At 46.4% G+C, this 23347-nt stretch carries 23 protein-coding genes; 15 read left to right on the forward strand and 8 right to left on the reverse strand.

Annotated elements, in window-relative coordinates; all coding sequences use genetic code 11:
- Positions 1-12: 12 nt before the first annotated feature.
- The 8 genes from PG915_RS20480 (at position 13) to PG915_RS20515 (ending at position 8282) form a co-directional block, all read left to right on the forward strand.
- A complete protein-coding gene (locus tag PG915_RS20480) occupies positions 13-972 on the forward strand; it encodes an ABC transporter permease (RefSeq protein WP_353498850.1) in 960 nt (319 codons plus the stop codon).
- Positions 965-1915: an iron chelate uptake ABC transporter family permease subunit gene (locus PG915_RS20485; protein WP_353498851.1), complete on the forward strand. Its 951-nt coding sequence runs from the start codon at positions 965-967 to the stop codon at positions 1913-1915. Before PG915_RS20480 ends, PG915_RS20485 begins: the two co-directional genes overlap by 8 nt.
- 11 nt (positions 1916-1926) lie before the next feature.
- The gene (locus PG915_RS20490) at positions 1927-2688 is read left to right on the forward strand and encodes an ABC transporter ATP-binding protein (RefSeq protein WP_353498852.1); all 762 of its coding nucleotides are present in this window, start codon (positions 1927-1929) and stop codon (positions 2686-2688) included.
- A 148-nt stretch (positions 2689-2836) separates the two neighbouring features.
- Positions 2837-4426, forward strand: coding sequence for a hypothetical protein (locus PG915_RS20495; RefSeq protein ID WP_353498853.1), 1590 nt, complete (start codon positions 2837-2839; stop codon positions 4424-4426).
- Positions 4427-4602: 176 nt separating this feature from the next.
- Positions 4603-5754, forward strand: coding sequence for an arginase family protein (locus PG915_RS20500; protein ID WP_353498854.1), 1152 nt, complete (start codon positions 4603-4605; stop codon positions 5752-5754).
- A 173-nt stretch (positions 5755-5927) separates the two neighbouring features.
- Positions 5928-6080, forward strand: a complete 153-nt coding sequence (locus PG915_RS20505; RefSeq protein ID WP_128650681.1) for a hypothetical protein — start codon at positions 5928-5930, stop codon at positions 6078-6080.
- A gap of 269 nt (positions 6081-6349) precedes the next feature.
- Positions 6350-7456 (forward strand): methyl-accepting chemotaxis protein, encoded by a 1107-nt coding sequence (locus PG915_RS20510; protein WP_353498855.1) that lies wholly within the window; start codon positions 6350-6352, stop codon positions 7454-7456.
- Positions 7457-7466: 10 nt separating this feature from the next.
- Complete coding sequence (locus PG915_RS20515; RefSeq protein ID WP_367357783.1) at positions 7467-8282, forward strand: nitrate- and nitrite sensing domain-containing protein; 816 nt, start codon at positions 7467-7469, stop codon at positions 8280-8282.
- A gap of 59 nt (positions 8283-8341) precedes the next feature.
- Here PG915_RS20515 and PG915_RS20520 read toward each other — a convergent pair whose 3' ends face one another.
- A complete protein-coding gene (locus PG915_RS20520) occupies positions 8342-9877 on the reverse strand; it encodes a phospholipase D family protein (protein WP_353498857.1) in 1536 nt (511 codons plus the stop codon).
- A gap of 204 nt (positions 9878-10081) precedes the next feature.
- Between PG915_RS20520 and yddG the strand changes: the two genes are divergently transcribed.
- Positions 10082-10999 (forward strand): aromatic amino acid DMT transporter YddG, encoded by a 918-nt coding sequence (gene yddG / locus PG915_RS20525; RefSeq protein ID WP_353498858.1) that lies wholly within the window; start codon positions 10082-10084, stop codon positions 10997-10999.
- Between the two features lie 150 nt (positions 11000-11149).
- The gene (locus PG915_RS20530; RefSeq protein ID WP_367357784.1) at positions 11150-11755 is read left to right on the forward strand and encodes an START domain-containing protein; all 606 of its coding nucleotides are present in this window, start codon (positions 11150-11152) and stop codon (positions 11753-11755) included.
- An 8-nt stretch (positions 11756-11763) separates the two neighbouring features.
- On the opposite strand, the gene PG915_RS20535 is transcribed toward PG915_RS20530, so the two are convergent.
- Both PG915_RS20535 and PG915_RS20540 read right to left on the reverse strand, forming a co-directional pair.
- Positions 11764-12441 carry a cation transporter gene (locus tag PG915_RS20535; RefSeq protein ID WP_418642563.1) on the reverse strand — a complete coding sequence of 226 codons (678 nt, stop codon included), beginning with the start codon at positions 12439-12441 and terminating at the stop codon, positions 11764-11766.
- Between the two features lie 195 nt (positions 12442-12636).
- Positions 12637-13515, reverse strand: a complete 879-nt coding sequence (locus tag PG915_RS20540) for a LysR family transcriptional regulator (RefSeq protein WP_042502669.1) — start codon at positions 13513-13515, stop codon at positions 12637-12639.
- A gap of 180 nt (positions 13516-13695) precedes the next feature.
- On the opposite strand from PG915_RS20540, the gene PG915_RS20545 reads away from it, so the two are divergent.
- The 3 genes from PG915_RS20545 (at position 13696) to PG915_RS20555 (ending at position 15773) form a co-directional block, all read left to right on the forward strand.
- Entirely contained in the window at positions 13696-14277 is a 582-nt protein-coding gene (locus PG915_RS20545) for a class I SAM-dependent DNA methyltransferase (protein WP_353498860.1), read from the forward strand.
- Positions 14278-14377: 100 nt separating this feature from the next.
- Entirely contained in the window at positions 14378-15082 is a 705-nt protein-coding gene (locus PG915_RS20550; protein WP_353498861.1) for a lipid-binding SYLF domain-containing protein, read from the forward strand.
- Between the two features lie 91 nt (positions 15083-15173).
- Positions 15174-15773 carry a DUF4136 domain-containing protein gene (locus PG915_RS20555; RefSeq protein ID WP_353498862.1) on the forward strand — a complete coding sequence of 200 codons (600 nt, stop codon included), beginning with the start codon at positions 15174-15176 and terminating at the stop codon, positions 15771-15773.
- 82 nt (positions 15774-15855) lie between these two features.
- On the opposite strand, the gene PG915_RS20560 is transcribed toward PG915_RS20555, so the two are convergent.
- From PG915_RS20560 to PG915_RS20570, 3 genes are all read right to left on the reverse strand, one after another.
- Positions 15856-16317 carry a fasciclin domain-containing protein gene (locus PG915_RS20560; RefSeq protein WP_353500176.1) on the reverse strand — a complete coding sequence of 154 codons (462 nt, stop codon included), beginning with the start codon at positions 16315-16317 and terminating at the stop codon, positions 15856-15858.
- 145 nt (positions 16318-16462) lie between these two features.
- A complete protein-coding gene (locus PG915_RS20565; RefSeq protein WP_353498863.1) occupies positions 16463-16987 on the reverse strand; it encodes a GNAT family N-acetyltransferase in 525 nt (174 codons plus the stop codon).
- Positions 16988-16991: 4 nt separating this feature from the next.
- Positions 16992-17891 carry a hypothetical protein gene (locus PG915_RS20570; protein WP_353498864.1) on the reverse strand — a complete coding sequence of 300 codons (900 nt, stop codon included), beginning with the start codon at positions 17889-17891 and terminating at the stop codon, positions 16992-16994.
- Between the two features lie 246 nt (positions 17892-18137).
- Here PG915_RS20570 and PG915_RS20575 point away from each other — a divergent pair, with 246 nt between their 5' ends.
- A complete protein-coding gene (locus PG915_RS20575) occupies positions 18138-20498 on the forward strand; it encodes a Lon protease family protein (protein WP_353498865.1) in 2361 nt (786 codons plus the stop codon).
- Between the two features lie 67 nt (positions 20499-20565).
- On the opposite strand, the gene PG915_RS20580 is transcribed toward PG915_RS20575, so the two are convergent.
- Complete coding sequence (locus PG915_RS20580; RefSeq protein WP_418643014.1) at positions 20566-21210, reverse strand: flagellar brake protein; 645 nt, start codon at positions 21208-21210, stop codon at positions 20566-20568.
- Between the two features lie 446 nt (positions 21211-21656).
- On the opposite strand from PG915_RS20580, the gene PG915_RS20585 reads away from it, so the two are divergent.
- The gene (locus PG915_RS20585; protein WP_353498867.1) at positions 21657-22295 is read left to right on the forward strand and encodes a hypothetical protein; all 639 of its coding nucleotides are present in this window, start codon (positions 21657-21659) and stop codon (positions 22293-22295) included.
- Positions 22296-22363: 68 nt separating this feature from the next.
- Here PG915_RS20585 and PG915_RS20590 read toward each other — a convergent pair whose 3' ends face one another.
- The gene (locus tag PG915_RS20590; protein WP_353498868.1) at positions 22364-23320 is read right to left on the reverse strand and encodes a GlxA family transcriptional regulator; all 957 of its coding nucleotides are present in this window, start codon (positions 23318-23320) and stop codon (positions 22364-22366) included.
- Positions 23321-23347 lie beyond the last annotated feature (27 nt).

Genomic DNA, 23347 nt, shown 5'->3' on the forward strand with positions numbered 1-23347 from the left:
CCCATCGTTGTAATGACCATTCATAAAACCATTTTGGCGACTGCTCTGCTTATTGTATTGGCCGTCTGCTCCCTAGTTCTTGGCGCTGCTTCCGTTTCACTGGCCGACTTGTTTCGTGGTGATGAGCATGCCTATTCCATCTATGTCATCAGCCGCGTTCCTAGATTGCTTGCCATCATTCTTGCCGGTGCCGGTTTAAGTGTCGCGGGCCTCATCATGCAGCAAATCGTGCAGAACCGTTTCGCGTCACCTTCGACAACGGGCACTATTGATTGTGCGCTGCTTGGCTACGTTGTTGGGCTAATTTTCCTTGGCGGTGCTAGCCAATGGGTACACTTAGGTGCCATCTTCTTTTTCGCCGTCGCAGGTACGTTGATTTTTGTACGCTTCTTGCAAAGGCTGCAGTTTAAGAACGCAGTTCTAGTGCCGCTTATCGGTATCATGTATGGCAACGTGATCTCTGCACTTACCACTTTTATTGCCTATAAGTATGACTTGGTGCAAACCATGTCGTCGTGGACGGTGGCGAACTTCGCCAGTGTGCTGCAAGGCAACTATGAGATCCTGTATCTAGCAGTACCAGCCTGCTTACTGGCTTACTTTTATGCCCGACAGTTTAGCGCGGCGAGTGTCGGTGAGAGCTTTGCAAAGAACATCGGCCTCGATTATCAGAAGATAGTCTTTATTGGTGTCATTTTAGTAGCGGTAAGCTCGTCCACTGTAGTCATGATTGTCGGTGTTATCCCATTCCTTGGTCTTATCGTGCCTAATATCGTGTCGCTATTTATGGGCGACAACATGAAGCGGATCTTGCCTTGGACTGCTTACTGGGGCGTTATCTTGGTGCTCGCATGTGACATTTTAGGTCGCTTGATTATTTTCCCTTATGAAATGCCTATCTCGATGATCATCAGTATTTTCGGTGGTGCGGTGTTCATTTATCTGGTGTTAAGGGAGAAACGCAATGCGTGATTCGTTAAAAGTCTCCTTACTCATCGCTGGGTGCGTTGCCATTATTGCTTGGTTTATAGGTCAAGGGCTGACAGCGGATAACTATCATTTTTTCCTATCACGTCGTATACCAAAAGTGTTGGCGATTGTCCTAGCAGCCGTAGCGATTTCTGCTTCTTCTTTGGTGTTCCAAACCATCACCAACAACCGCATTTTAACGCCATCTATATTGGGTTTTGATAGTTTGTATCTGATGGTGCAAGTACTGATGGTGGTCATTCTAGGCAGTACCAGTTTTTGGGTAATTCACGCAATGAGTAACTTTTTGCTTTCAACCTGTGTGATGATTGGCTTCTCATTATTGCTGTTTCATTTCTACTTTAAGCGCAAAGACAGCAATGTGTTCACGCTATTGTTGATTGGTATTGTCTGCGGCAGTTTGTTTAGCAGTGTGACCGGCTTTTTGACCATGTTGGTTGATCCCAATGAATTCGCGAGCATTCAAAACTCCATGTTCGCGAGCTTTAACAACGTGAATGCCAAATTGGTCTACTGGAGCCTGGTCCCACTCTCACTTTGCTTAGCAATTCTGTTTTACTACGCTCCAAAGCTAGATGTACTTTGGCTAGGGACAGATAACGCAACAAGCCTTGGTGTGAATACTCAGCAACTCACTCAGCGAGTGATGATCCTAATTACCATTATGATTGCCATTTCTACGGCGTTGGTGGGGCCTGTGCTGTTCTTTGGTTTGATTACGGTAAGTTTAACTCGTGAGATCTTCAGAAATTATCAGCACCGTTTTCTCATGATTGCGAGCAGTCTACTGGCGGTATTTCTGCTGGTGACGGGTCAGTGGTTTGTTGAAAAGGTATTGGCGTTCGAAACCACGATCAGCGTGATCATCAATCTCGTCGGTGGTTCCTACTTCCTGTTCTTATTGTTAAGAAACAGAATTAATTAAGAGGTTTAACAGTGATTAAGTTAACAGGTCTAAGTAAAAAGTACGGCAAAACCTTCGTTGTACAAGATGCAGATGCACTTTTCCCGAAAGGAGAAGTGACCTCGATTATTGGCCCTAACGGTGCAGGTAAAAGTACGCTGTTGTCGATGGCGAGTCGCCTAACAGAGAGCGATGCGGGTGAAGTCGTGATTGGCGATAAGCTGCTTGCCCAATGGGATACTAAAGAGCTGGCAAAACACCTCGCCGTACTTCGTCAATCCAATAACATTAATATGCGTTTTACCATTCGTGAGTTGGTGTCTTTTGGTCGCTTTCCACATTCTGGTGGACGTCTAACGGCAGAGGACAACGAAATCATTGACCAGGCTCTCGGCCATTTAGGGATTGAAGAGATCCAAAATAAGTACCTGGATCAGCTCAGCGGCGGTCAGCGTCAAATGGCGTTTATCGCCATGGTAGTGGCTCAAGATACTGACTACGTATTCTTGGATGAGCCTTTAAATAACCTTGATATTAAGCACTCAGTTGAAATTATGCACACGCTTCGCCGTCTCGCGCACGATTTCAATAAGGCTGTGGTGATTGTTATTCACGACATTAATTTTGCGTCTTGTTACTCGGATAACATCGTAGCGATGAAGAAAGGCAAGGTCATCAAATCGGGCAAAGTCGATGAAGTGGTTCAGCAGGAAACCATGGAAGCCATCTACGAGATCCCGTTTGATATACGTGAGGTCGATGGGCGTAAGGTCTGTCTCTACTTCAATAGTTAATGTTTTAAAGCCGATATAGGAGCCGACAGGCTCCTTTTTTTGAACTTCAGTTTGCGTTAGGCAAATACTGCATTGAAAGCAGCTAGATTTGGAAACACCTCGCTAGGTGATAAACTAGTAAACACAAAGCACTTTAGTTCGAGTATGTATGCCAAGCACCGAGCCTATACCCAAGCCCATCACGGAGCAGCAAGTTCAGACCACCTTAGAGAAGATCGTTGTCTTCCCTCCGTTCTATTCGTCGCCCAAACTGGTGGCGTTTTTACGTTACGTTGTGGAGCAAACGCTGGCAGGCCAAGGTAGTCAACTTACTCAATATTCAATCGCGACAGATCTGTTTGAAAAGCCGGCGAGCTTTAACCCTTCTTCGGATCCTATGGTTCGTATGCTGGCAACGAAATTACGCAAGCTGCTGACCGCTTTTTATGAAAGCAACAACGACAGTGAGCTTATTGTCATCTCCTTGCCTAAGCGCAATTACATGCCAGAGTTTGCAGTAAAAGAGAGCACCGAGCCTTCGCCACTTATCCCAAATATCAACTATCCGACTCTCGTGGTTCAGCCTTTTGCGATGACCTTGCAAGACCCGATCTGCAATGAAGTAGCATTGTCGCTACAAGAAGAACTTAGTTATGCACTGGGCTTGTTTGAGCAGCTAGCAGTGATATCGCCGCTGCGGGTGCAAGAAATGGCGGGAGGTTCACTGTCGTTAAGTGAGTTTCGCGACAAGCTAGGCGCACGCTACGTTGTGTCTGGGTCAGTGCGCCGTGCGGGTGAGTCATTGCGTGTAACAGTCGCACTCAATGAGACAGAGCACGGCCTGCAAATCTGGAGTGAGCGATTTGTTTTGGTGGTTACTAGTGAGGATGTGCTCGGCGACCAACTCACGGTGGTGCAACGTATTGCTACCAAAATGGCGTCTTCCTATGGCGTGATATCGATGCATGAATTTCAGCGTGTTAAACAGCAAGACTCGGTCTCACTCAACGACTATCAAGCGCGTCTCTATTATTTGGAGTACCTGACCAAAATGAGTCAGGAGCGCCTACAAGATATGATTACACTCTATCAACAGTTGGTCGCTGGTCGATACGCCAATGATGCGAGAACCTTGGCTACGTTAGCTCAGCTTTATTGTGACGCCTTACTCTTTGGCATGATGAGCTATGACGAGGTGATTGAGCGCTGCGAAAAGTTGGTCTCGAAAGCGTTGGATTATGCCCCGCGTGATGGCGAAGTGATTTTGGCTCAAGCTTGGTGGGCATTGCTGACAAACAATCCGCAGAAAGTCAGCGGCTGTGCTGAGCGTATTATTCAGCTTAATCCTAACTCTCATTACACTATCGGCGCGGTGGGTTGGCTAGTGTGCTTGTCGGGCAATTTTGATTACGGCATCAAGATTTTGACCAATCTGCTGGGCAAGGATGATTATTTCCCAATCTGGCTTAAGCTAAGTCAAGCGTTGAACGCCATTCGTCAACAAGACAATGAAGCCGCGCTGCAAAGCCTGGATTTGTTCTATGCAGAAGGAAATGTGCTTCAGACCACGCTACTTGCTTTGATTTATCAGGTCGCAGGCCAAGAAGAGACGGCTAGGCAATATTGGAGCGAGGCTAAACAAAGCGTGATAGACATCGACGCCATCGCAGCGCAGCAACTTGATGTTATGATACTTGATAATTCCCTTCGCGCGACGTTAGAGCATGCCAGATTAAGCTTGGCCAATATCACAGACTAGCGCTCTTAAGTTGTTCACCATTTTTTGTACTTGGTACGACAGTTAATGTCCCTAATTACTCAAAGGTAATCTGAGTAATTTACGTTTGTAAAAACGTAAAGCGTACCTACTGTTACTGTTGGTGCCCAAATTGTTACGCTAGTATTTAGCCATCAACCAAGTAGAGAGGCAATATCATGTCTAACATCAAAAAGTGGCCTGCAATCGATCCAGAAAAAGTAGCGAAATATAAGCACATCTGGGAAAACGTTTCTGCAGCAGACAACCTAGACCCAGAAGTTGCGGCATACCTAGCTCGCGTTAAAGAGCAAGGCGGCGGCAAGGGTATCGAACAAATGAGCTTCATCAACAAAGATTACCTAGGTTTCTATCAAGCGCCATTCTCACAAGATCTAGATAACACCGACGTTGTTATCTACGGTATGGGCATTGAAAAATGTTCTCCTACTGGTTCTTCACACAAGTTCGCACCACAGCGTCTACGCCACCTAAGTAAAATGGGTATGGGTACGGTTGGTGACAACGGTGAAATCCCATTCGAATGGTGTCGTATCTCTGACTACGGTAACTGGGATAGCCTAGGCCAATTCGAGCTGAAAGCAGAAGTTGAGCAGCTAACAGAACTTCTACACCACATGGTTGTTGAAAAAGATTGTACGCCGTTAGTATTTGGTGGTGACCACACAATCCCATACCCAACAATGCGTGCTCTAGGTGAGAAGTATGGTCCTCTTCGCGTTATCCACTTCGATGCGCACTATGACCTATCAACTCGTGCTGACTTTGACTACCCATACACGTCTGGTCACTGGCTACCAAAACTGTACTCTGAAGGTCTAGCGGATCCAGAGCGCACAGTTCAAATTGGTATGCGTGGTCGTCAAACTGCGCTTGTAAAAGGTAACCACATCGCATTTGGTACCACTGGCTTCACGACCAACGAAGTTTACGAGCAAGGCGTTGATGCAGTAGCAGACAAGATCATCGAACTTTGTGGCGATGGCGGTCCGGTTTACTTCACATTCGACCTTGATGCACTAGATACTGCGTTCTGTCGTTCAAACTCAAGCCCAGATCCATTTGGTCTGACGCACCTTCAGGTTTACGACATCATTCGTAAAGTGAAGGCATCGGGTAAAGTTCGTCTTGTCGGTGCTGACGTCGCTGAGTACACGCCAGATACTGACCCAACAGATAAAGACGGCATCATTGCTGCTGGTTTCGGTTGGGAGCTACTTTGCTGGCTAGCAGAAGAGCGTAAGAGGGAAAACGGCGGCGAAAATCGTCACACAGTATGGCACCAAGCATTTGGTTCTGTATCGCTGTAATCTTACTGCACTGATTTTAAAAACCATCGCTTTTTGCGGTGGTTTTTTTATGCCTGCTTGATAACAAAAAATGATGAAAACGACAAAAAACTAGATTAGTGATACTCAACCAACTTTGCTTCAATAGCGTCCGAAAGATTGCTGTTAATCTTACTTCCAATTAAGGGTTTAAAATGTTTGCTATTGATGATGTTGTAGTTGCAACTAAAGGTATCGATCTAGGTAAAATGGTCGTGACTGGCTTGAGCAGTGGCGGCTTCTACGTTCGTGTAGAAGTAGACGGCATGTCTCTAACTTACCCAGCAAAAGACCTACAAAAAGCGTAACCTTTGACGTTGAGTTCTTCTTTGTAAATGGCGACCCTAGGGTCGCCATTTTCTTTTGCTCTTAATTTTATCAATACATTGCACCTTCACTGTGCAATGCCCCTCATTAGTCCAGCTGTGCGCATTAAGCGTGCAACCGCTAGTTTTCATGCAAGCCTTAGCGCTACTTAGTATCAATACAAATTCGTTTTTCAACTTTTGTCTGGAACGAAAGTTGCAGTTCAATCATAGACATAAAGAAAGTGGGTCTTTAGCCAAGGAGGGGAAAGATGATACTTATCTTGCGCACAACACCGTTAAGCATACTTAATTTGCTCATTCTACTAGTGCTGTTGTCATCGGTGGTGCTGTTTGCGCTGAATGCGATGCTAGCGGGTTTTTTGGTATTGCTATCCATTGCGACGATGGCATGGCTGATGCTGTTCACATTGAATCGAGAAATGCGAGTACTCAATGAGCACTTTGAGCAGCTAAGGCATGGTGAGGTGCCTTCTGTACCTCAATCACTTGGCCTACTTTATTCAAGCTTCCACGCCATTGATGATGTTCATCAGTTGATGCAACGAAAACAGCGCAAAGCGGAAGCAGTGCGTTCAGAAATGGCATTTTGTGCTCAAGAATTGGCAAGCAATGCAGCCGATGCGGCCAAGGACAGTGATAGGCAGGCGGAGTCGACGCTCTCTTCTGCATCAGCGGCAACGGAAATTTCACAGAGTATTGAAGATGTATCCACTCGCATTGAGCAAACCTTGCAGGCAATTGAGCAAGGCAATGTTCTTTGTGGACAAGGCAATCAGGCGCTTGTGAGCGTTCAAAGTAGTGTTGAGCAAGTGGAATCTCAAGTAGGCTCAACGGCGAAGAGTATCGTTACACTGGAGAGCAATTTATACACGGTCTCGGAGATGTCCCAGTTTATTCGAGAGATTGCCGAGCAAACCAATCTGCTGGCACTCAACGCTGCGATTGAAGCGGCGCGAGCTGGTGAACATGGTCGCGGGTTCAGTGTGGTTGCCGAAGAAGTTGGCCGCCTCGCTAAGCGAAGTCATGAGTCCGCTAATGCCATTACTTCTCATGTTGAACAAGTGACCGCGAGCATGAGTGATGTCACAGCGATGATAGAGCAAGTTCGCGAGGGTAACACGCGTTGCACTGAGCAGACGCTGGTGGCTCAAAACACGTTGGAGGAGATGGGCATATCCATGGCATCGATTACCGATCAAGTTGCTGGCGTATCAGCCGCATCCGATCAACAAGCAATCGCGATTCAGGAAATATCGAGCAATATGGAGCAGGTCGCGCTAACGGCAAAACACAACGCCGAGACTGCCGCTGACAACGCTCAGGTGGCTGAGCATCTTGAAAAGCTGACTGCATAGGGAGTGAATGATGATGGATATTGTAATGGCCAATCTTCAAGCAACGGTTGTAATGCTTTTTGCCTGTTTGAGCATGGTTGTTTTTGTGTGGAAAAGGAAACTTGCGCTGAGTAAGAGCCAGCAAGCAAAGCGCTCGGGATTGCAGTACTTAACCACACTTAGACAGCTTCTGGCGGCGATTCAACAACACAGAGGAATCACCAATGGTGTGCTGTGTGGAGACGACAAATTGCAATCTCGCCTTCCAACGCTACAAAGCGACATTAATAATCATCTGCAGACACTGACTCACTTGGATGAGGGTGTCCGCAATACTAGCAGTTGGCGAAGTGTTGAAGAAAACTGGCCAAGGGTTCGTGTTCAGTTTAAGCAGTGGTCGGCAGAGCAAAATCTTGCCACTCACAATCAACAGCTGGCTTCGTTGCTTGAATCAGTGGAGGAGTGTGCCCAATATTACCGTTTGACAGAGCTGCCACAGAGAGAAGGCGAGTCTATCGCACTGCTTTGGAATGATTTATTGAGGGTCGCTGAATGTGTCGGACAGGCTAGAGCTCTCGGTACTGGTGTGGCGGCCAAAGCGACGTGCAGTAGCGTTGAGCGAATTCGATTGAAGTATCTGCACCAGTCGATTCGCCGTTTTGTCACCGCGCAACGTCATTCGGATTTTCCTACCGTTAAGAAGCTTCTCGGGACTATAGAGAATAAAGTGCTCGTGCTTGTCCCGAGCGTTACCGCAGTTGAATATTTTGATGATGCGACAGCCGCTCTAGATGAGGTTTTTCGAGTATTTGACGAGCGGGTTACTGCACTTGGTGACAATGTTTAAGATGCTAGACTTGAGTGCTCTGAAGTATTGTTACCTCAGAGCGCTTTGCGAGGGTAAGGTTACAACTGCTCCTCAATCGGTAAGATACCACTGAACCAAGCGCCCATGCGGCGCCAAATACTGGCGTCTGGCTCAGACGTCAAGGTTTCCCCTGTCGCGTGGTCAAACCATATCAAGTCCCCATCGACCATTTTTAACTCGTAAGCGGTCTTTGAGATTTCTTTGCCGATAGCGTCATAGACCTTATTTGCATACTCAGGTTGCTCGATAACAACGCCCATTTCGGTATTAAGATGGGCTGAACGAGGGTCGAGGTTCATTGAACCAACGAACACTTTACGCTTATCAATGACCATCGCTTTGGTATGAAGACTTGAGCGGCTGCTCCCTGTTAAGCTCCAGTTCTTTTTGATTTCAGCATTGGACTTCACTTCCCACAGTTCTACACCGCCTTTGACCAAATCTTCACGATATTTAGCGTACCAACCGTGCACGGCAAAGACATCATTCGACGCCAGTGAGTTAGTAATAATGATGACTTCAAGACCTTGTTCAACGGCATTAATGAGATCTTTGGTGCCTTGCTCGGTTGGCACAAAGTAGGGTGAGATAAATACGAGCGATGTTTTCGAGTCGTCGAGCACAACGCTCAAGCTGTCGATAAGGGTACTTTGCTTACTGTCCGGTTTATTGGGTAAATCATAGAGCAGATCACCGATGCCCCAATACAGTTCGACCGTACCATTGACTAAATCGTTGTAGAGCGGGAGCTTAGCGAAATCATATTGACCACCAGAGAATTTCGCTTCAAGACCGAGCTCGTTGACCCAAGCTTCGACGTCAGCATCGGTATAGCGAAGATCTTGATTTGGTGCAATCCACTCGATTGGCACACTGTAATCACTGTTCCAATAAAGGTCGAACTGGCGATTTACTTGACGCACGGCTTTACCCACCATCATCAAATCTAGATCGGAAAACTCTACGGTAGATTCAATGGAATAGTATTCATTACCAACGTTTCGTCCGCCAATGATGGATACGACACCATCTACAGTCAGCGACTTATTGTGCATTCTGTGGTTTAGTCGCTCAAAGTCACTGAGCATTGCTATGCCGCGCGCAGAGCGAAGGTGATGCGGGTTGAACATGCGCACTTCGATATTGGGGTGGCTACTAAAGCGCAGCAGATCGTTGTCGTCGTATTTTTGCATGTCGTCGAGCAAAAGGCGTACGCGCACGCCACGCTCAGCGGCTTCGAATAGTCGCCACGCGATCAGGTTTCCCGCTTCGTCGTCTCGGAAAATATAGTACTGTACGTCAATGCTGGATTGAGCGGTTTCGATGATCGCCAGCCGAGCGAGTAGCGCATCGTGACCCTTATCCAGAGGGTGAAACCCGGTTTCATCAATCAGAAAATGGGAGGCCACTTCTCTTGCGAAATACAAGTCGAGTTTGGTTGGCTCATCATTGATGATGGTGTATGAAGATTGTTTTTCGTACCGGCTAGGGTCAATGCTGGAAGAGACACATCCGCTCAAAGTGACGATGAGCAAGAGAGCGAAAAAATTTTTGATAGACAAAATGTTGGGCATAGTTAAAGTGCTGGTATTCGATTGAGTTCTAGAAATGCAGCGAGAGTGTAACGGCTCATCATAGAATTTGCACTGGGTCGCTGGCGTTTTTACTGATAAATTTCATAGCAATTAAGTATAGCCTAATTGAAATCGACTAGGTTGCATAACAATTACTTATAACGAATCTTGCTCGTTTTTAGTTGCCGGATATTAGGAGTACTGATGGCAGGTTTAGGCACCAATAAATATACCTTGTTTGGCATTATGGCCATTTTGCTTTGGAGCTGTGTGATTGCGCTAACAAGGGATATTGCCGAGTTATTTGGCCCGATTGGCGGCGCGGCGTTAATGTATAGCGTGAGTACACTAGCTCTGATGTTGGTCATGGGAAGACCAAAGATTGGCGAGTATCGACTTAGCTACGTGTTGCTTGGTGGCGGACTGTTTGTCAGTTATGAGATCTGTCTTGCCCTTGCATTAGGGATGGCAAATGATCGTCAGCAAGCCATGGAAATGGCGGTGATTAACTACCTGTGGCCGGCGCTGACTGTATTGCTCGCAGTGGCGATGAGTGGTCGCCGAGTAAACCTTCTTGTTTACCCTAGTGTGGTGCTGGCATTTGTTGGGGTCGTCTGGTGCATTTCGGGAGATGCTTCTTTATCTATCGAGGGCGTTAAAAACAATGTAGCAACGAACCCGCTGACATATTCCATGGCATTCGCCGCGGCATTTATTTGGGCGCTGTATTGCAACATTACCCCTAAAATGAGCGGTGGAAAAAATGCCATTGTGCTGTTTTTTACGATGACGTCGGTCACGCTGTGGATACAGTATGCGTTGAGTGATGAAAGTCAGATGATGTTTACTTTCTCTTCTGTTTCTACGCTGCTGTTGGCTGGGGTCATTATGGGAGCCGGATATGCGTTATGGAATCAAGCAATCATCGGCGGCAATATGGTGCTTATTGCGACGTTTTCCTACTTTACACCAGTATTTTCAACGGTGTTTTCTTCGTTCTATTTTTCCGTTGCGTTGACTCAATCGTTCTGGAAAGGTGTGGCAATGGTTACTCTTGGGTCTCTGCTGTGTGCTTGGGCAACGAGAGAGCCAAAGTCAGTTGAACAAAAAGTCAACGCCTAGCGCTGTGCACACTCAATGTGAACAAATTAGGCAATCTTTTTCACTTTACTATCGTAATAGGGACAGGTTTGGTGAAAAAGGCAAAGCGAAATGCGGCGGCGAGCGGGCTTAAAATGGAACGTTTACGGGGTGATACTGGTTTGTCTGGGATTGTTGAACACCCCAATTGCAGCTGCTGCGCCCAGCGGAAAGCCTTGGCTAGTAAGTTACAATCAAGATGCCGTGACTTTGTACAAGCGTGAACACCATAGTGGCTTAATCGAAATTCGTGTTCATGCCGATGTATCAACCACGTTTTCGGCATTTTTGAGATTGTTTGAAGACACCATGAATGTGCCGAATTGGCTACACAATGTCGACCAAACTAAGGTGTTGGCTCAACTCTCACCGAATGAAAATGTCGTGTATACCACCTTCGCTGCCCCCTGGCCTGCTAAAAACAGAGACATGGTCACTTACTCGCGGTACTACCAAACTGGAAAGCGATTTGTGCTGGAGATCAGTGATGCTTCGGATTACCTCGCGCCACAACCAGACTATATTCGTATCCATAAGGTGCGGTCTCGTTGGGAACTGACCAAGATAGACGATGGGCAGGTCTTTGTCGTCTACACCGCGTTTGCTGATGTTGGGGGAGCATTGCCAGATTGGTTGGCCAATCAATTAACAATAGAAGGAGCTATAGAAACCTTTAAGGGATTAAAGAGAGAGATTGCCGATTATCAGCACCTCTCCCATCCAAATGTCATAGATTGAGCTTGCGCTTATGAGTTGCTAGCAACACTGGCCTCATCAGCGTTTGAGAGCGATTTGCAAGCCTCGAACAACATCTGTGCTGGTACTTTAATGAAGTAGGCAGAGATCATAATCATCATCGCAGGATCTGCGTAAACACTTAGGTGTGACCACGGTGTGAACTCCATTACCCAAGCAGAAATAAAGCCAGCCATTACCGCTACGCTGAGTAGCGTGTCCATTTGCCACTGTTTTGTTTCCGCTTCGATAAGGTTTGCACACATTAGTTTGTTCTTTGACGCTATGTACCACCATGCGTAAGTACAGCCCATGACGTTAAACAAGCCGAACAATGTCGCGACAGTGGTATCGACTGGACGACCACCGGTAAACATAGAGCTGATAGCGGAGTACAATGACGCCAACACGATCATCAGAATAACGGCACCCTTAATCGCGATCACCCAAGATTCAACTCTTTGACGGCCGTATTTACAAGCCTGACTTTTCGGGTTCTTTAGTTGCTGCGCAGCAGCCAGTGACAATAAAGTTAACAGCAAGCTGACCAGAGAATAAACACCGTCAAAAGCGATGACCAGCGAGCCCATCAACACACCAACCACTAGGCCTGCGACAGCGAAGCCAGTAGCTATAATGGCTGATACTCTCAAGACTGATGATTCGTTGTGTTGCGTTAGCGAAGACATGGGATTTACCTTTTGTTTGAATTAAGGCCATTATTTCGCCGGGGTGATTAACTTTCAAACATTAACTGTATCACTGAGTGAGGGTAGGGGCAGTAAAGGTTAGTAATATTATTTAAAATCAATAGCTTAATCTATGGGTTGTGCTGTCAGGATTAATGACGCCCACTGATGGCACGCACATCTGTTTGTGAGCAACTAGAAGGTAAACAAGTAATCACTGACTTGGTCGGCGAGCCAAGTCATCGCAGGGTGCTCTGACATGCCTGATGAGGTCAACATACAGAAGTCTTCTTGTGTTAGACCGTAGGTATGTTTGATAACAGACAGTGTCTGTTCACGTAGGAGCTGACGGATAAGTGGCTCAGGCAGAACGCCCCAAGCACCTTCGGAAAGGATGGTTTTTAGCATGAATTCAAAGCTTGAAAAACCAATGTACTTCAATGAGAAAGGCAGTAGCTCAGGGTTGTCACGCAAGTTGAGATACGCGAGCGACACTTGCATCTCATCGCGTAATACTTCATCAGAGACACGAGGCAGTTTCGACAACTTGTGGTCGGCTCGGCACACCGACATCATGCGAATTTTTCCAAGAGGCTGGTAGGTGAGTCTTGGGTCATCCTCTCTTTCAAAATCAACACCAAAGGCGAAATCGACCTGTTTCTTTTCAACGATGTCAGCCAAATCACCAGATGAGGCCAGTACTATGTTGAGTGATAGAGCAGGGTAACGCTGGTTAAGTTCCAATGTGAGATCTTGCCAAACTTGGTCTGGCAGGCTGTCATCATGAGCAATGCGCAGTTCGGTGGCAAAGTCGCCAGACACCTGAGCACAGGTTTGTCGAATGCGAGCCGAGGTGACAAGCAGGTTTTCGCAGTCTTTATAAATTGCCTTCCCTGTTTCTGACAACGTCACATTATTGCCTGTACGGACAAAAAGATCGGTGTCGAGGTCTTTCTCTAGTGCTTTGATAGCCATGCTAAGTTTGGTTCGGTTGCAGTCTAGCACTCGCGCCGCCTCGGACACGGAGCCTGCGCTAACCACGGCACAGAAAGCTTCTATTTGAGAAAGATTGATAGACATTGATCGCAAAACGCCAGTAAATCAAGGGAGCAAAAATCATAGCACGTGTGCCAAAGAATACGAAGATAACACTAGGAATTGCTTGGCGTTCTGGTTTAATCTATGCCTAGTCATCAAGGATTAAAATGAAGTGCTTATATTATGTTCAGCACTAGCAAAACAATGGAGTAAACTATGTCTAATGAGTGGGATGAGTACGCCGCGACATGGGAAAATAACGATGCGACGGCGGTCTTTGCTCAGTCATGCTATGACGCGCTTTCAGAAATGACCTCGTTGAAAGGTAAATCAGTTTTAGATTTTGGTTGTGGTACTGGCCTTTTGAGCCAATTAATGTCACCCACGACCAAAGATATTGTCGCGCTGGATGGCTCTGAAGCCATGATTGAAGAGCTAGACAAAAAAGGCTTAGACAACGTAGAGCCAGTCGTGGATCTGTTAACGCGCGGTCTCGTTGCCCAGCACCCTGCGTTTCGTAATCAATTCGATCTTGTCGTTGCGTCTTCTGTTTGTGGGTTCGTTGATAACCTTCAAGATACCGTTAATGTGATCTACACCTTGCTGGATGAGTTCGGCATGTTTGTTCATTGGGACTGGGCGGTCGAAAGTGATGATGCAGGATTTGGTATAACCGAGAAGCGTGCTAAAGAAGTACTCCTCAATGCTGGATTCGAAAAAGTCGATGTGTCTATTGCTTTTGAAATTGAATCCTCGAAAGGCACACAAAAAGTACTGATGGGTGTTGGTCGCAAGTAACGTAAAACTCAATACTAATTATCTGATCTCCGAATAGGTGGTGCCTTTGGTACCACCTTTTTTTGTTATGCTAACAGGCTAGTTTTTGGATAGGTTGATTATGTTTCTAAAATCAAAGCGCTGGATTTGGTCATGTTTCGCGTCCCTATTGCTTATTAGTAGTCACGCTTATTCTGGCGACCGAGAAATGATTGAGCAAGCGAACGCTATTTTAGTAAAAGCAGCGCAAAACATTGATGAGTTCGACTCAGTATCGCATTGGGAATCCGTGAAGAATGTCACTGGCGTTGCCAAAGCCATCGTGATTTTCCCATCGGGAGGCCAGGCGGGGTTTCTATTGGGCGTGCAGTGGGGCAAGGGCATTTTGCTTACCAGAGATGCACACCACTGGAGTGAACCTGTGTTTGTGACCTTCCGCAGTGCGATGTTTGGCCTATTAGCGGGCGCGCAGAAAATTAACGGTGTGGGTGTGATTCTTTCTGATGATGTGGTTGAGCAATTGCAGTCTGGTTCAACCAAAATAGGCGGTACAGCCGACGTGACGATTGGAAATGGTGTCAGCGGTAAAGTAGTCGGTGGTACCAGCGGCATTAGCGCTATGATGGTATCGCAAAACAAAGGACTTTACTTTGGTGGCAGCATTGACACCTTCAACATGACATTAGACGACAAGTTGAACAATGCCTTGTATGGTGACGACTTTTCTGTCGATAAGGTACTCACCAACTACGATCATCAATCAGGCCAAGCGCAGAACCTACGTCGCCGATTGGAAGGGATCGCCTATCGGGCTGTCTACCGCTAGTCATCAAGCGATGAGTTAAATTTGTACTTGTTGTTTTTTCGTGCATTATTGTCTTTATGCAACCGACTTTAATCGCACAGGACACTTGTTTATGAAACATCTGCCTATAAAGCACCAGTCTATGAAATACGCAGTGATGACCTTGGTTCTCACAAGTTTGGCTTTGGTGGGGTGTACGACGACCACCAAACCGGCTGCCCCCCTTAACTTTTCTTATGGTGTTGCTAAAACCGGAGACTTTGGTTTTTTACCCCAGTCAGGGGCGGTGACCTATTCGTGGCGCACTAATTTGCCTGTGGCGAGAGTTTCTGAAGACTTTGACGCCGAACATTACCTTTCTGTAATCAAAGCGCAAATCGATGAAGTGCTGACATCTAAGGGTTATATTGCGGTTCAAGATGGTCAGGCTGCGACGATGCACCTTGACTTTGGTATTGCAACTGAAACGGCAATGGATGATGAGCAAATATTTGCCAGCACCCAAATTAAGACTGGGGTGCAGTTTGATTTGACAGGCCAGAAAAGTGAGAAGGGCAGTTTGTACATCGCAGTGTTTGATTCGGTAGGCGCATTTCCACGGTGGCGAGCCTTAGCTCAGGGGCCGACTGAAAATCGAATCGATAACCCAGAAGAGCGTGAAGAGCTTAAGAATTTAATTGGCGCTATGCTGGACGATTTACCTTCTCGCTAACCTACGACGTTTTTAAATAGCAAAGACCGAAGCGTTAAGCTTCGGCCTTTGCAATGCCGCAATTTGTCAAAATCGCTTTGATTTATTTTGGCATTATGACTGTATCGATGACGTGAATCACACCGTTTTTCGCTTTGACGTCAGTTGCCACGACGGTCGCGTTGTCGACCATCACTTTGCCGTCACTCTTCGTAATCATGATGTCAGAGCCTTGCACTGTCGTTGCTTTATCAAGTCCCATCACATCCGCCGCCATCACTTTTCCTGGCACCACATGGTAGGTCAAAATCGCTACCAGCTTATCTTTGTTCTCTGGTTTTAGCAGAGATTCGACCGTGCCTTCAGGCAGTTTTGCGAAAGCGTCGTCGGTCGGCGCAAACACGGTAAATGGGCCGTCACCTTTCAATGTGTCGACCAGCCCAGCTGCCTGTACTGCTGCCACGAGTGTTGTGAAGGAGCCGTTTTCAGCCGCAACGTCAACAATGTCTTTTTTCATTCCATGATGATCAGCGAGAGCTGAGAAGGATAGAAGTAGCGCTGCCATTGCTGCAAACGAACGTGTTAGTAAAGTCTTCATATCTGTGATCCTTTGTTTGTTTGTATTCGCAGACGTCTGTTACGGTGAGGTATCGCTATCGATCACTGGCAGCAAGTAACAAATTACGTTTACGCCGCCAGGTAGAAAAACATCAGAAAGTAAGACCAGGAAGTAGCACGGTTCGTTTTGGCCAGCTGTGCTGGTTCAGCGTTTTGACCATCACTGAAACCGGGGTAGGCTGAGCCAAAGGCTCATTGGGAAGCAGCGAAAGATTAGTGACTCGTTTGTAACCACTTGAGGTGTAGACTTCGTCACGACCAAACAGTATTGAGTAATGAAACGGCTGTTGCTCCATCCACTGGTGGGCTTCTTCGATTAAGGCTTTCGCCAAGCCTTTTTTGCGATAGTCTGGGTGGACACAAACCTCGGCAACACCTGCGATAGGGATTGCTTTTCCCGCAGCAGTAATGGTCTTCTCATGAACGGCCAGGTGGGCAATAACGTGATGGTCATGATCGCCGGTTATGTACCAGCGATGCTGAGGCATTTCGTTGTAAAAGCGTTGGGTTTTAAAACGACTATCACTAGGCTTAGTAAAGCAGCTACTAAGAATGGTGATTAGTCCTTGGTTGAGCTCTTCGGATACGGAGCTATCTTCAATATAGTGTATTTTCATAGTGTTATTGGCTCACTACGCAACGCTCTGTGACGATGCTGTGAGTGCCTTTGTCAGTTCCTTTCGCGATGGTAAGTCGGCTTAAAATGTTATAGCAAGTAGAGCTGCCATTTTGAGTCGTTGATTGGATACTTACCGTACCTGAATTACCACTACTGGAATTTTCCCATGGAATGGTTTGTCCAGCGCTTGGGTCACGGAGGAGGCTTTCTACCGCTTGCTTGTGTAGCTGTTGGTCTTTGTCGGAGAAGCTTTTATCTTCGACTCCGAAGGTTTGTGACGTGAGCGAGTCTACAAGCTGAAACGGCGATGACAATATGCCGCCAATCACACCAGTAACAGCCCCTTTACTGGCTTCACGTCCTGCTTGCTCTGCCTGTTGTACTAAAGATTCTGCCTGGCGAATCACTTCAGGCATCGCGACGCGCAGCGCTTCACTCTCGGCCAGTATGGCAGGGACTTGTTTGTTGGTGGCGGCAATTTGCTGGTTGGTCGCTCTAATCGTCTTATTGGTTTGTTCAACTTGTTCTAGAAGGCTAGGTAAAGAGCTATGCCATTGATTTGATTGCTCAAGAATCGGAGGAATGGCCGCTGTGACAGATTGAACTTCATTGAGAATGACTGGGATTTGACGGTTCATGTCGTCAACTCTTGCGAGTACTTCGGGAATGGCTTGCTGGTATTTCTCACTCTGCTCAAGAATGCTAGGGATGATAGCTTGGATTTTTTGTACTTCTTCGACCACGGGAGTAATGCGCTGCGCCGTTTGGTCGATTTGCTTGATTAGAGTGGGCAGTTCGACCCTGACTTGTTTGGCTTCGAGGGTGAAAATATAGATAGACCAAGCCAAGGCCAAAATAGCAATGGCAAGTAGCACTCTGCTGGCGGCAACGATCTTTTCCATATCACTCCTTGTTTCAAAGCCATCTAATTCAGTACATTGCTTTGAAATTGAAACGTCCAGCACTAACCATAACCAAACTGATTCTCTTAGTAAATGAGATGAGAGCAAACATGATGAGGCGTGCGATGAAAAATGGGAGATTGTGCAAAAAGTCACCAGTTAAACGTATTTACCTAGTAAGTCACTAAAATGTAAAGCCAATTCAGCTAAACTGAAATCAATAAGGGAAAAAAGTAGGAGCTGGTGATGGCGATTCAAAGACTCGAAGCTAACAAGCTATACCATGCCGCAGAACTGAAAAAACTGCCATGCAAGTCGACCAAAGAACTGGATCCGATTGATGAAATTGTCGGTCAAGAGCGTGCTCAAAAAGCGGTTGAGTTCGCAATGTCTATTAAGGAAAAAGGATACAACATCTACGCGATAGGCCAAAACGGCCTGGGTAAGCGTACCATGATACTGCGCTATTTAAGTCGCCATCCTCACGACACTGAAGCACTCTATGATTGGTGCTATGTGGCCAATTTCGCCGATACTCGTACGCCGCAGGTATTAAAGTTGCCGTGTGGTATGGGTGAGAAGCTGAAGAAAGATGTTGAAAAGCTGATTTCGAAACTGGTGAAAGCCATTCCAATGGCTTTTGACAATGAACTCTATTTTGGCCGAGCAGATAAACTCAAAAATGACTTGGCTCGCAAGCAGCAAGTTGAGTTGCAAAAGCTCAGCGAAGAGGCGAAAGAGAAAGACATCAGCCTGACTATTACGCCGCAGGGGGATTACCAATTTGTCGCCCTAAATGGTGAAGATTTACATACTGATGAGAGCTTTTCTGAGCTGCCACCGGAAGAGCAAGAGCGATTTGGTACCACCATTGATGAGCTTGAGGTGAGTCTGCGTGGTATGGCCAGAGAGCTGACCGATTGGGAAGAGACCTTCACTGATAACATTCAAAAGCTTAATGAAGAAGTGACCCTTGGGGTGATCAGTCACCTGATCAAAAAGCTGAAAAAAGAATACAACGGTTACACAGAAATTAAAAAGTACTTTAGCGCCCTTCAGCAGGATATTTGTGAGAACGTTGATATCTTCCTTGAAGAAGGGAATGAGCAGGGAGAAATTGCTACGGCTTCTCTTGATAAAAAATTCCCGCGACGTTACAAAGTGAACTTGATTGTGAAGCAGTCTTGCAGTGATTTTCCAATCATTGTTGAGGAAAACCCAAACTATCACTCTCTATTTGGTTACATTGAGACCGCGACCTACAAAGGCACAGTCTTCACCGACTTTTCTTTAATCCGTTCAGGTAGTTTGCATCGAGCGAACGGTGGCGTGCTGCTGATGGATGCAATTAAGGTGTTAGAGCAGCCATATGTTTGGGATGGTCTAAAACGGGCGCTGCGTGCACGTCAGCTAAGCTTTACCTCTCTTGAAAAAGAGGTGACGCTGACCGGGACGGTATCACTCGATCCACAGCCTATTCCATTGAATGTGAAAATAATTTTGTTTGGTGATTACCGTACCTATCAACTACTGCAACATTACGATTCAGAGTTTAGTGAGCTGTTCAAAGTCACAGCTGATTTTGAAGATGAAATGCCGCGAACAGCGGACTCCGAGCTGCATTATGCGCGTTTTATTTCCAGTATCGTTCATGATAACAACATGTTGCATTGTGACCGCAAAGCCATTGCTCGTATCATTGAGCACAGCTCGCGTCTATCAGGTGATCAAAACAAACTGTCGCTTCACTCTGCGCACATTGCCAATTTGCTGCGAGAGTCGAACTATGTGGCGCGGAATGCAAAGTCTAATTTGATCCGTATGGGGCATGTCGACCAAGCATTGGAATACCAGCAGATGCGAGTCAATCGATTGCAAGATAACGTGATGGAAGGTTTCATTAATGGTACGACGTTAATCCACACTCAAGGCTCAGCGATTGGTCAAGTGAATGCACTTTCGGTGTTAACGACCAGCGATCATATGTTTGGAGCGCCAAACCGAATTACTGCCACCACGTCCTACGGCGACGGTGATGTGATTGATATTGAGCGTAGTGTCGATCTTGGCGGCAGCATTCACTCTAAAGGCGTCATGATACTCACCGCCTACTTGTCCTCTGTGTTTGGAAAAACTGCCAAAGTACCACTCACAACCACGATCACTTTTGAGCAGTCTTACGGTGGCGTGGACGGTGACAGTGCCAGTATGGCGGAATTCTGCGCTGTGGTTTCTGCTTTTTCGGGTCAACCAAATCGACAAGACATAGCCATTACAGGTTCAATGAACCAGTTTGGTGAGTCGCAGCCAATTGGCGGTGTAAATGAGAAGATTGAAGGCTTCTTCGATGTTTGCACGATCAAGGGTCGTAACTCCGAGCAAGGGGTAATCATTCCACGCTCTAACGCTCATAACTTGATGCTACGTGCTGACATCGTTAAGGCTGTCGATAAAGGTGAGTTCCATATTTGGGCAATCGATCATGTGACCGAAGCGATCGAGCTCTTCACTGGCAAAGAGGCGGGTACCGCTTCGCTAGAGGGCAGTTACCCCATCGACACCATATTTGGTATCGCTCAAGCAAGACTCAACGCATTGCGTAAGTAACTAAAAAGCCAAGCGAATGCTTGGCTTTTTAACGATTCCACTTTTTAAGCAGCTTAGGTGCTAACTGTTAGGCGCGAAGTTTGAGTTTTGTGCCATCAAACTTAAGGTGGGAGAGCAGCTCTTTGGCATTCGCCTCACCTTTTTCATCAAATTTGATACCGTAAGCGGTGTAATGACTGGATTTTTGTTGGTTGCAGATAAGTCCAGATAGTGGCGGGAAGTATCGCCCTTTTTGCGTGCCTGCTGCAACGTTTAACGCCACTTCTTGGCCTACCACTAAGCTTTTGCCAAGGGCTGGCAGAATAAACCGACAGCCGCTTTTTGACATATCTCTTAGCTCACAGCGCGTTTGACTGTGCCCAGTGCTTAGCATCGCCTCAAGGTTTACTTCATACCTTGGTTCTTTCCTAAGGTTGGTCACTTGCATCGACTGCGGGATAGACAGAATAAGAATCGGCAAGGGCTCTTCAACTATATTAAGTAGCTGTGCGCGGAATTGAACAATTCCTCCTTCGCCACGCTGAGAAATCGCTCTTACTGTTAGCCAAAACCCCTCTTGAAAGAAGTACTTGAGATCACTTTCATCGATCTTAGGCGTTTCCAGCAAAATACGATACTCAGAATGAGCACCAATAAATTGGGTCGCACAGCGAAAAGAAGTGCCGACAGGTGTATTAACCGTCAATGTCACGTCGCCACCATGCTCGATCATAGCGAGAGCATCGGTGCTGTTCAGTGTTTGCGTCGTGCGTGATGGAGGATTGGATTTTTGTTGTTGCGTCACTGCCTGATAATTCCTGACGTTTTCTTACCTACACTCAAACCTTTATCTCGGATATTTTATATGAATTGCTTTGAGTCACACGTGTTGTATTTTTGAACCGTGTTCACAAAATTCTAGGGTTTCGCTCATTAAAGTGCAATCAAAAACAAGAATTCAGGAGTCAAAATATTGACTTAGATGTCAATATTGAGTTCAACCGCACAACTTTTGTTTTTGCCAAAGAGGGTACTCACAAAAGAAGGCCACAAATCCTAGCATTTATAAAATGGCTAACCAGGGAGGATTTTAGATTGATAGGTAGGGTGTTTTGTCATTGCTGTTGATTATATGTACAGTTCTATATATCATGCCTTCAAATCAATAATGAGGTCGAAATGAACGAAAGTATCAAAAATGAGCTAGGGAAGTTGCTCGTAAATCAAGAAGCATTACTGGACGTGCTGGCAAAAAGTCACTCCTCGCTGAATGACTACCCTGAGCTCCAAGATTATTTGGCGCGCAAAAATCCAAATGTGGTTAACTACAACCGAGCACTTCGCGAGGGGCAGTTTACCAAGCAAGAGTTCCTTGATGAAATCGGCGAGCGCCTCAATTGGCTTGCCTATGAGTTGCAACCACATATCGATATGGATTTCTTAACTGAGCGAGTTGCGTCGCTTGTCGGTGGTGACATTGAGAAAATTAAAGCCCTGACCATCGAAGAAATCGGCGCTGACTTGTTATCAAAGTTGGTGAACTTATATGGCGGTGCTCTTTATTCTATCCAACAATCCAAACCAAGCTATCCATTTCTCGCAACCAAAGGGCAGGTGGATCATGCGTTTTGGAAGCAGTCCCACCTTGCCTATGATGCTTGGAGTGACGGCTACCAAAGTCACTATAAATTGACAAACTACTGCCAGGATAAGTTTGATTGTAAGGCGCCACAAAGTTCTGTTCGATTCTTTCGCCAGTTTGGTGACCCTCGTGATATCCCAGAGTGGCGTGAATACGCTGGCTTCGATGACAATTGAGGCCTGGTATTCACATTCTATTGTTGAGTGCAAGGGATATGCGCTTACCCCCTGGTTGAGACCTTCCGTTACCCCCCTTTAAATGTCACTCGCCATTGAGATGGTGAGGCATTAAAACTGCGCGAGAAGTGCTTACGAAACACACTCTCGGAGCCAAAACCCGATAACTCAGCAACGGTAGCGATGCCGTAATCAGTTGACTCTAATAGCTGTTGGCTAAGTGCCAATCTCCGATTAAGGAGCCATTCTCCAAAAGTGCAGCCATAAGCGGCTTTAAACTGGCGGGTAAAAGTGCGACGACTCATTGCACAGCGCTCTGCAATGCCATCAAGATCATAACTTTGGGTTAGATTTCTTTCTACGTCACTGATGACATGTCCAAAGCTGGTGACTTTGTCAGGCTGCTTAGCGATTGGATTAGGAATGTACTGCTGCTGACCACCGCTTCGAAACGGTGCCGCTACCATTATCCGAGCAAGTTGTGTCGCGACTTCGCTGCCACAAAGAGTGCGTACAATGTGCAAACAGCAATCGAGCGAGGCGGCGGTGCCCGCAGAAGTGATGATATTGTCTTGTTCGATAAATAGCGGGTCGCAATCGATAATGACATTAGGAAATCTCTCGATGAACTCCTTCTGGTATCCCCAATGGGTAGTTGCCCGTCGACCGTCCAACAACCCCGATTTAGCCAATACGTAGGCACCAAGGCACAGACCAACCACCATAGCTCCCCTTTTATGAGCGGCCTTTAATTTCGAGATGAGCGTATGGCTAGGTTCGGGTAGATGATTTGGCCAACCTGGGATCACTATAATGTCTGCTAGCTCTAAGTTATCTAGCCCCGCGTTTACCGAGGCTTGAAATCCACTACTAAGAGTTATTTGCTCACTCTCTTCGCTACAAATGGTTAATTCAAACGCAGCCTGTTGGCCAAGAAACACATCTTGAAAAACAAGACACGGGACGGAGAGATGAAAAGCACTAATATCATTGAGCGCAACTAGCGCGATTTTATAGGGCTGCATAGAACTAAACCGTAAATAGAAGTAAAC

Origin of the sequence: Vibrio sp. CB1-14 (assembly GCF_040412085.2) — a bacterium.
In the GTDB taxonomy this organism is placed as follows: Bacteria; Pseudomonadota; Gammaproteobacteria; order Enterobacterales; family Vibrionaceae; genus Vibrio; species Vibrio chaetopteri.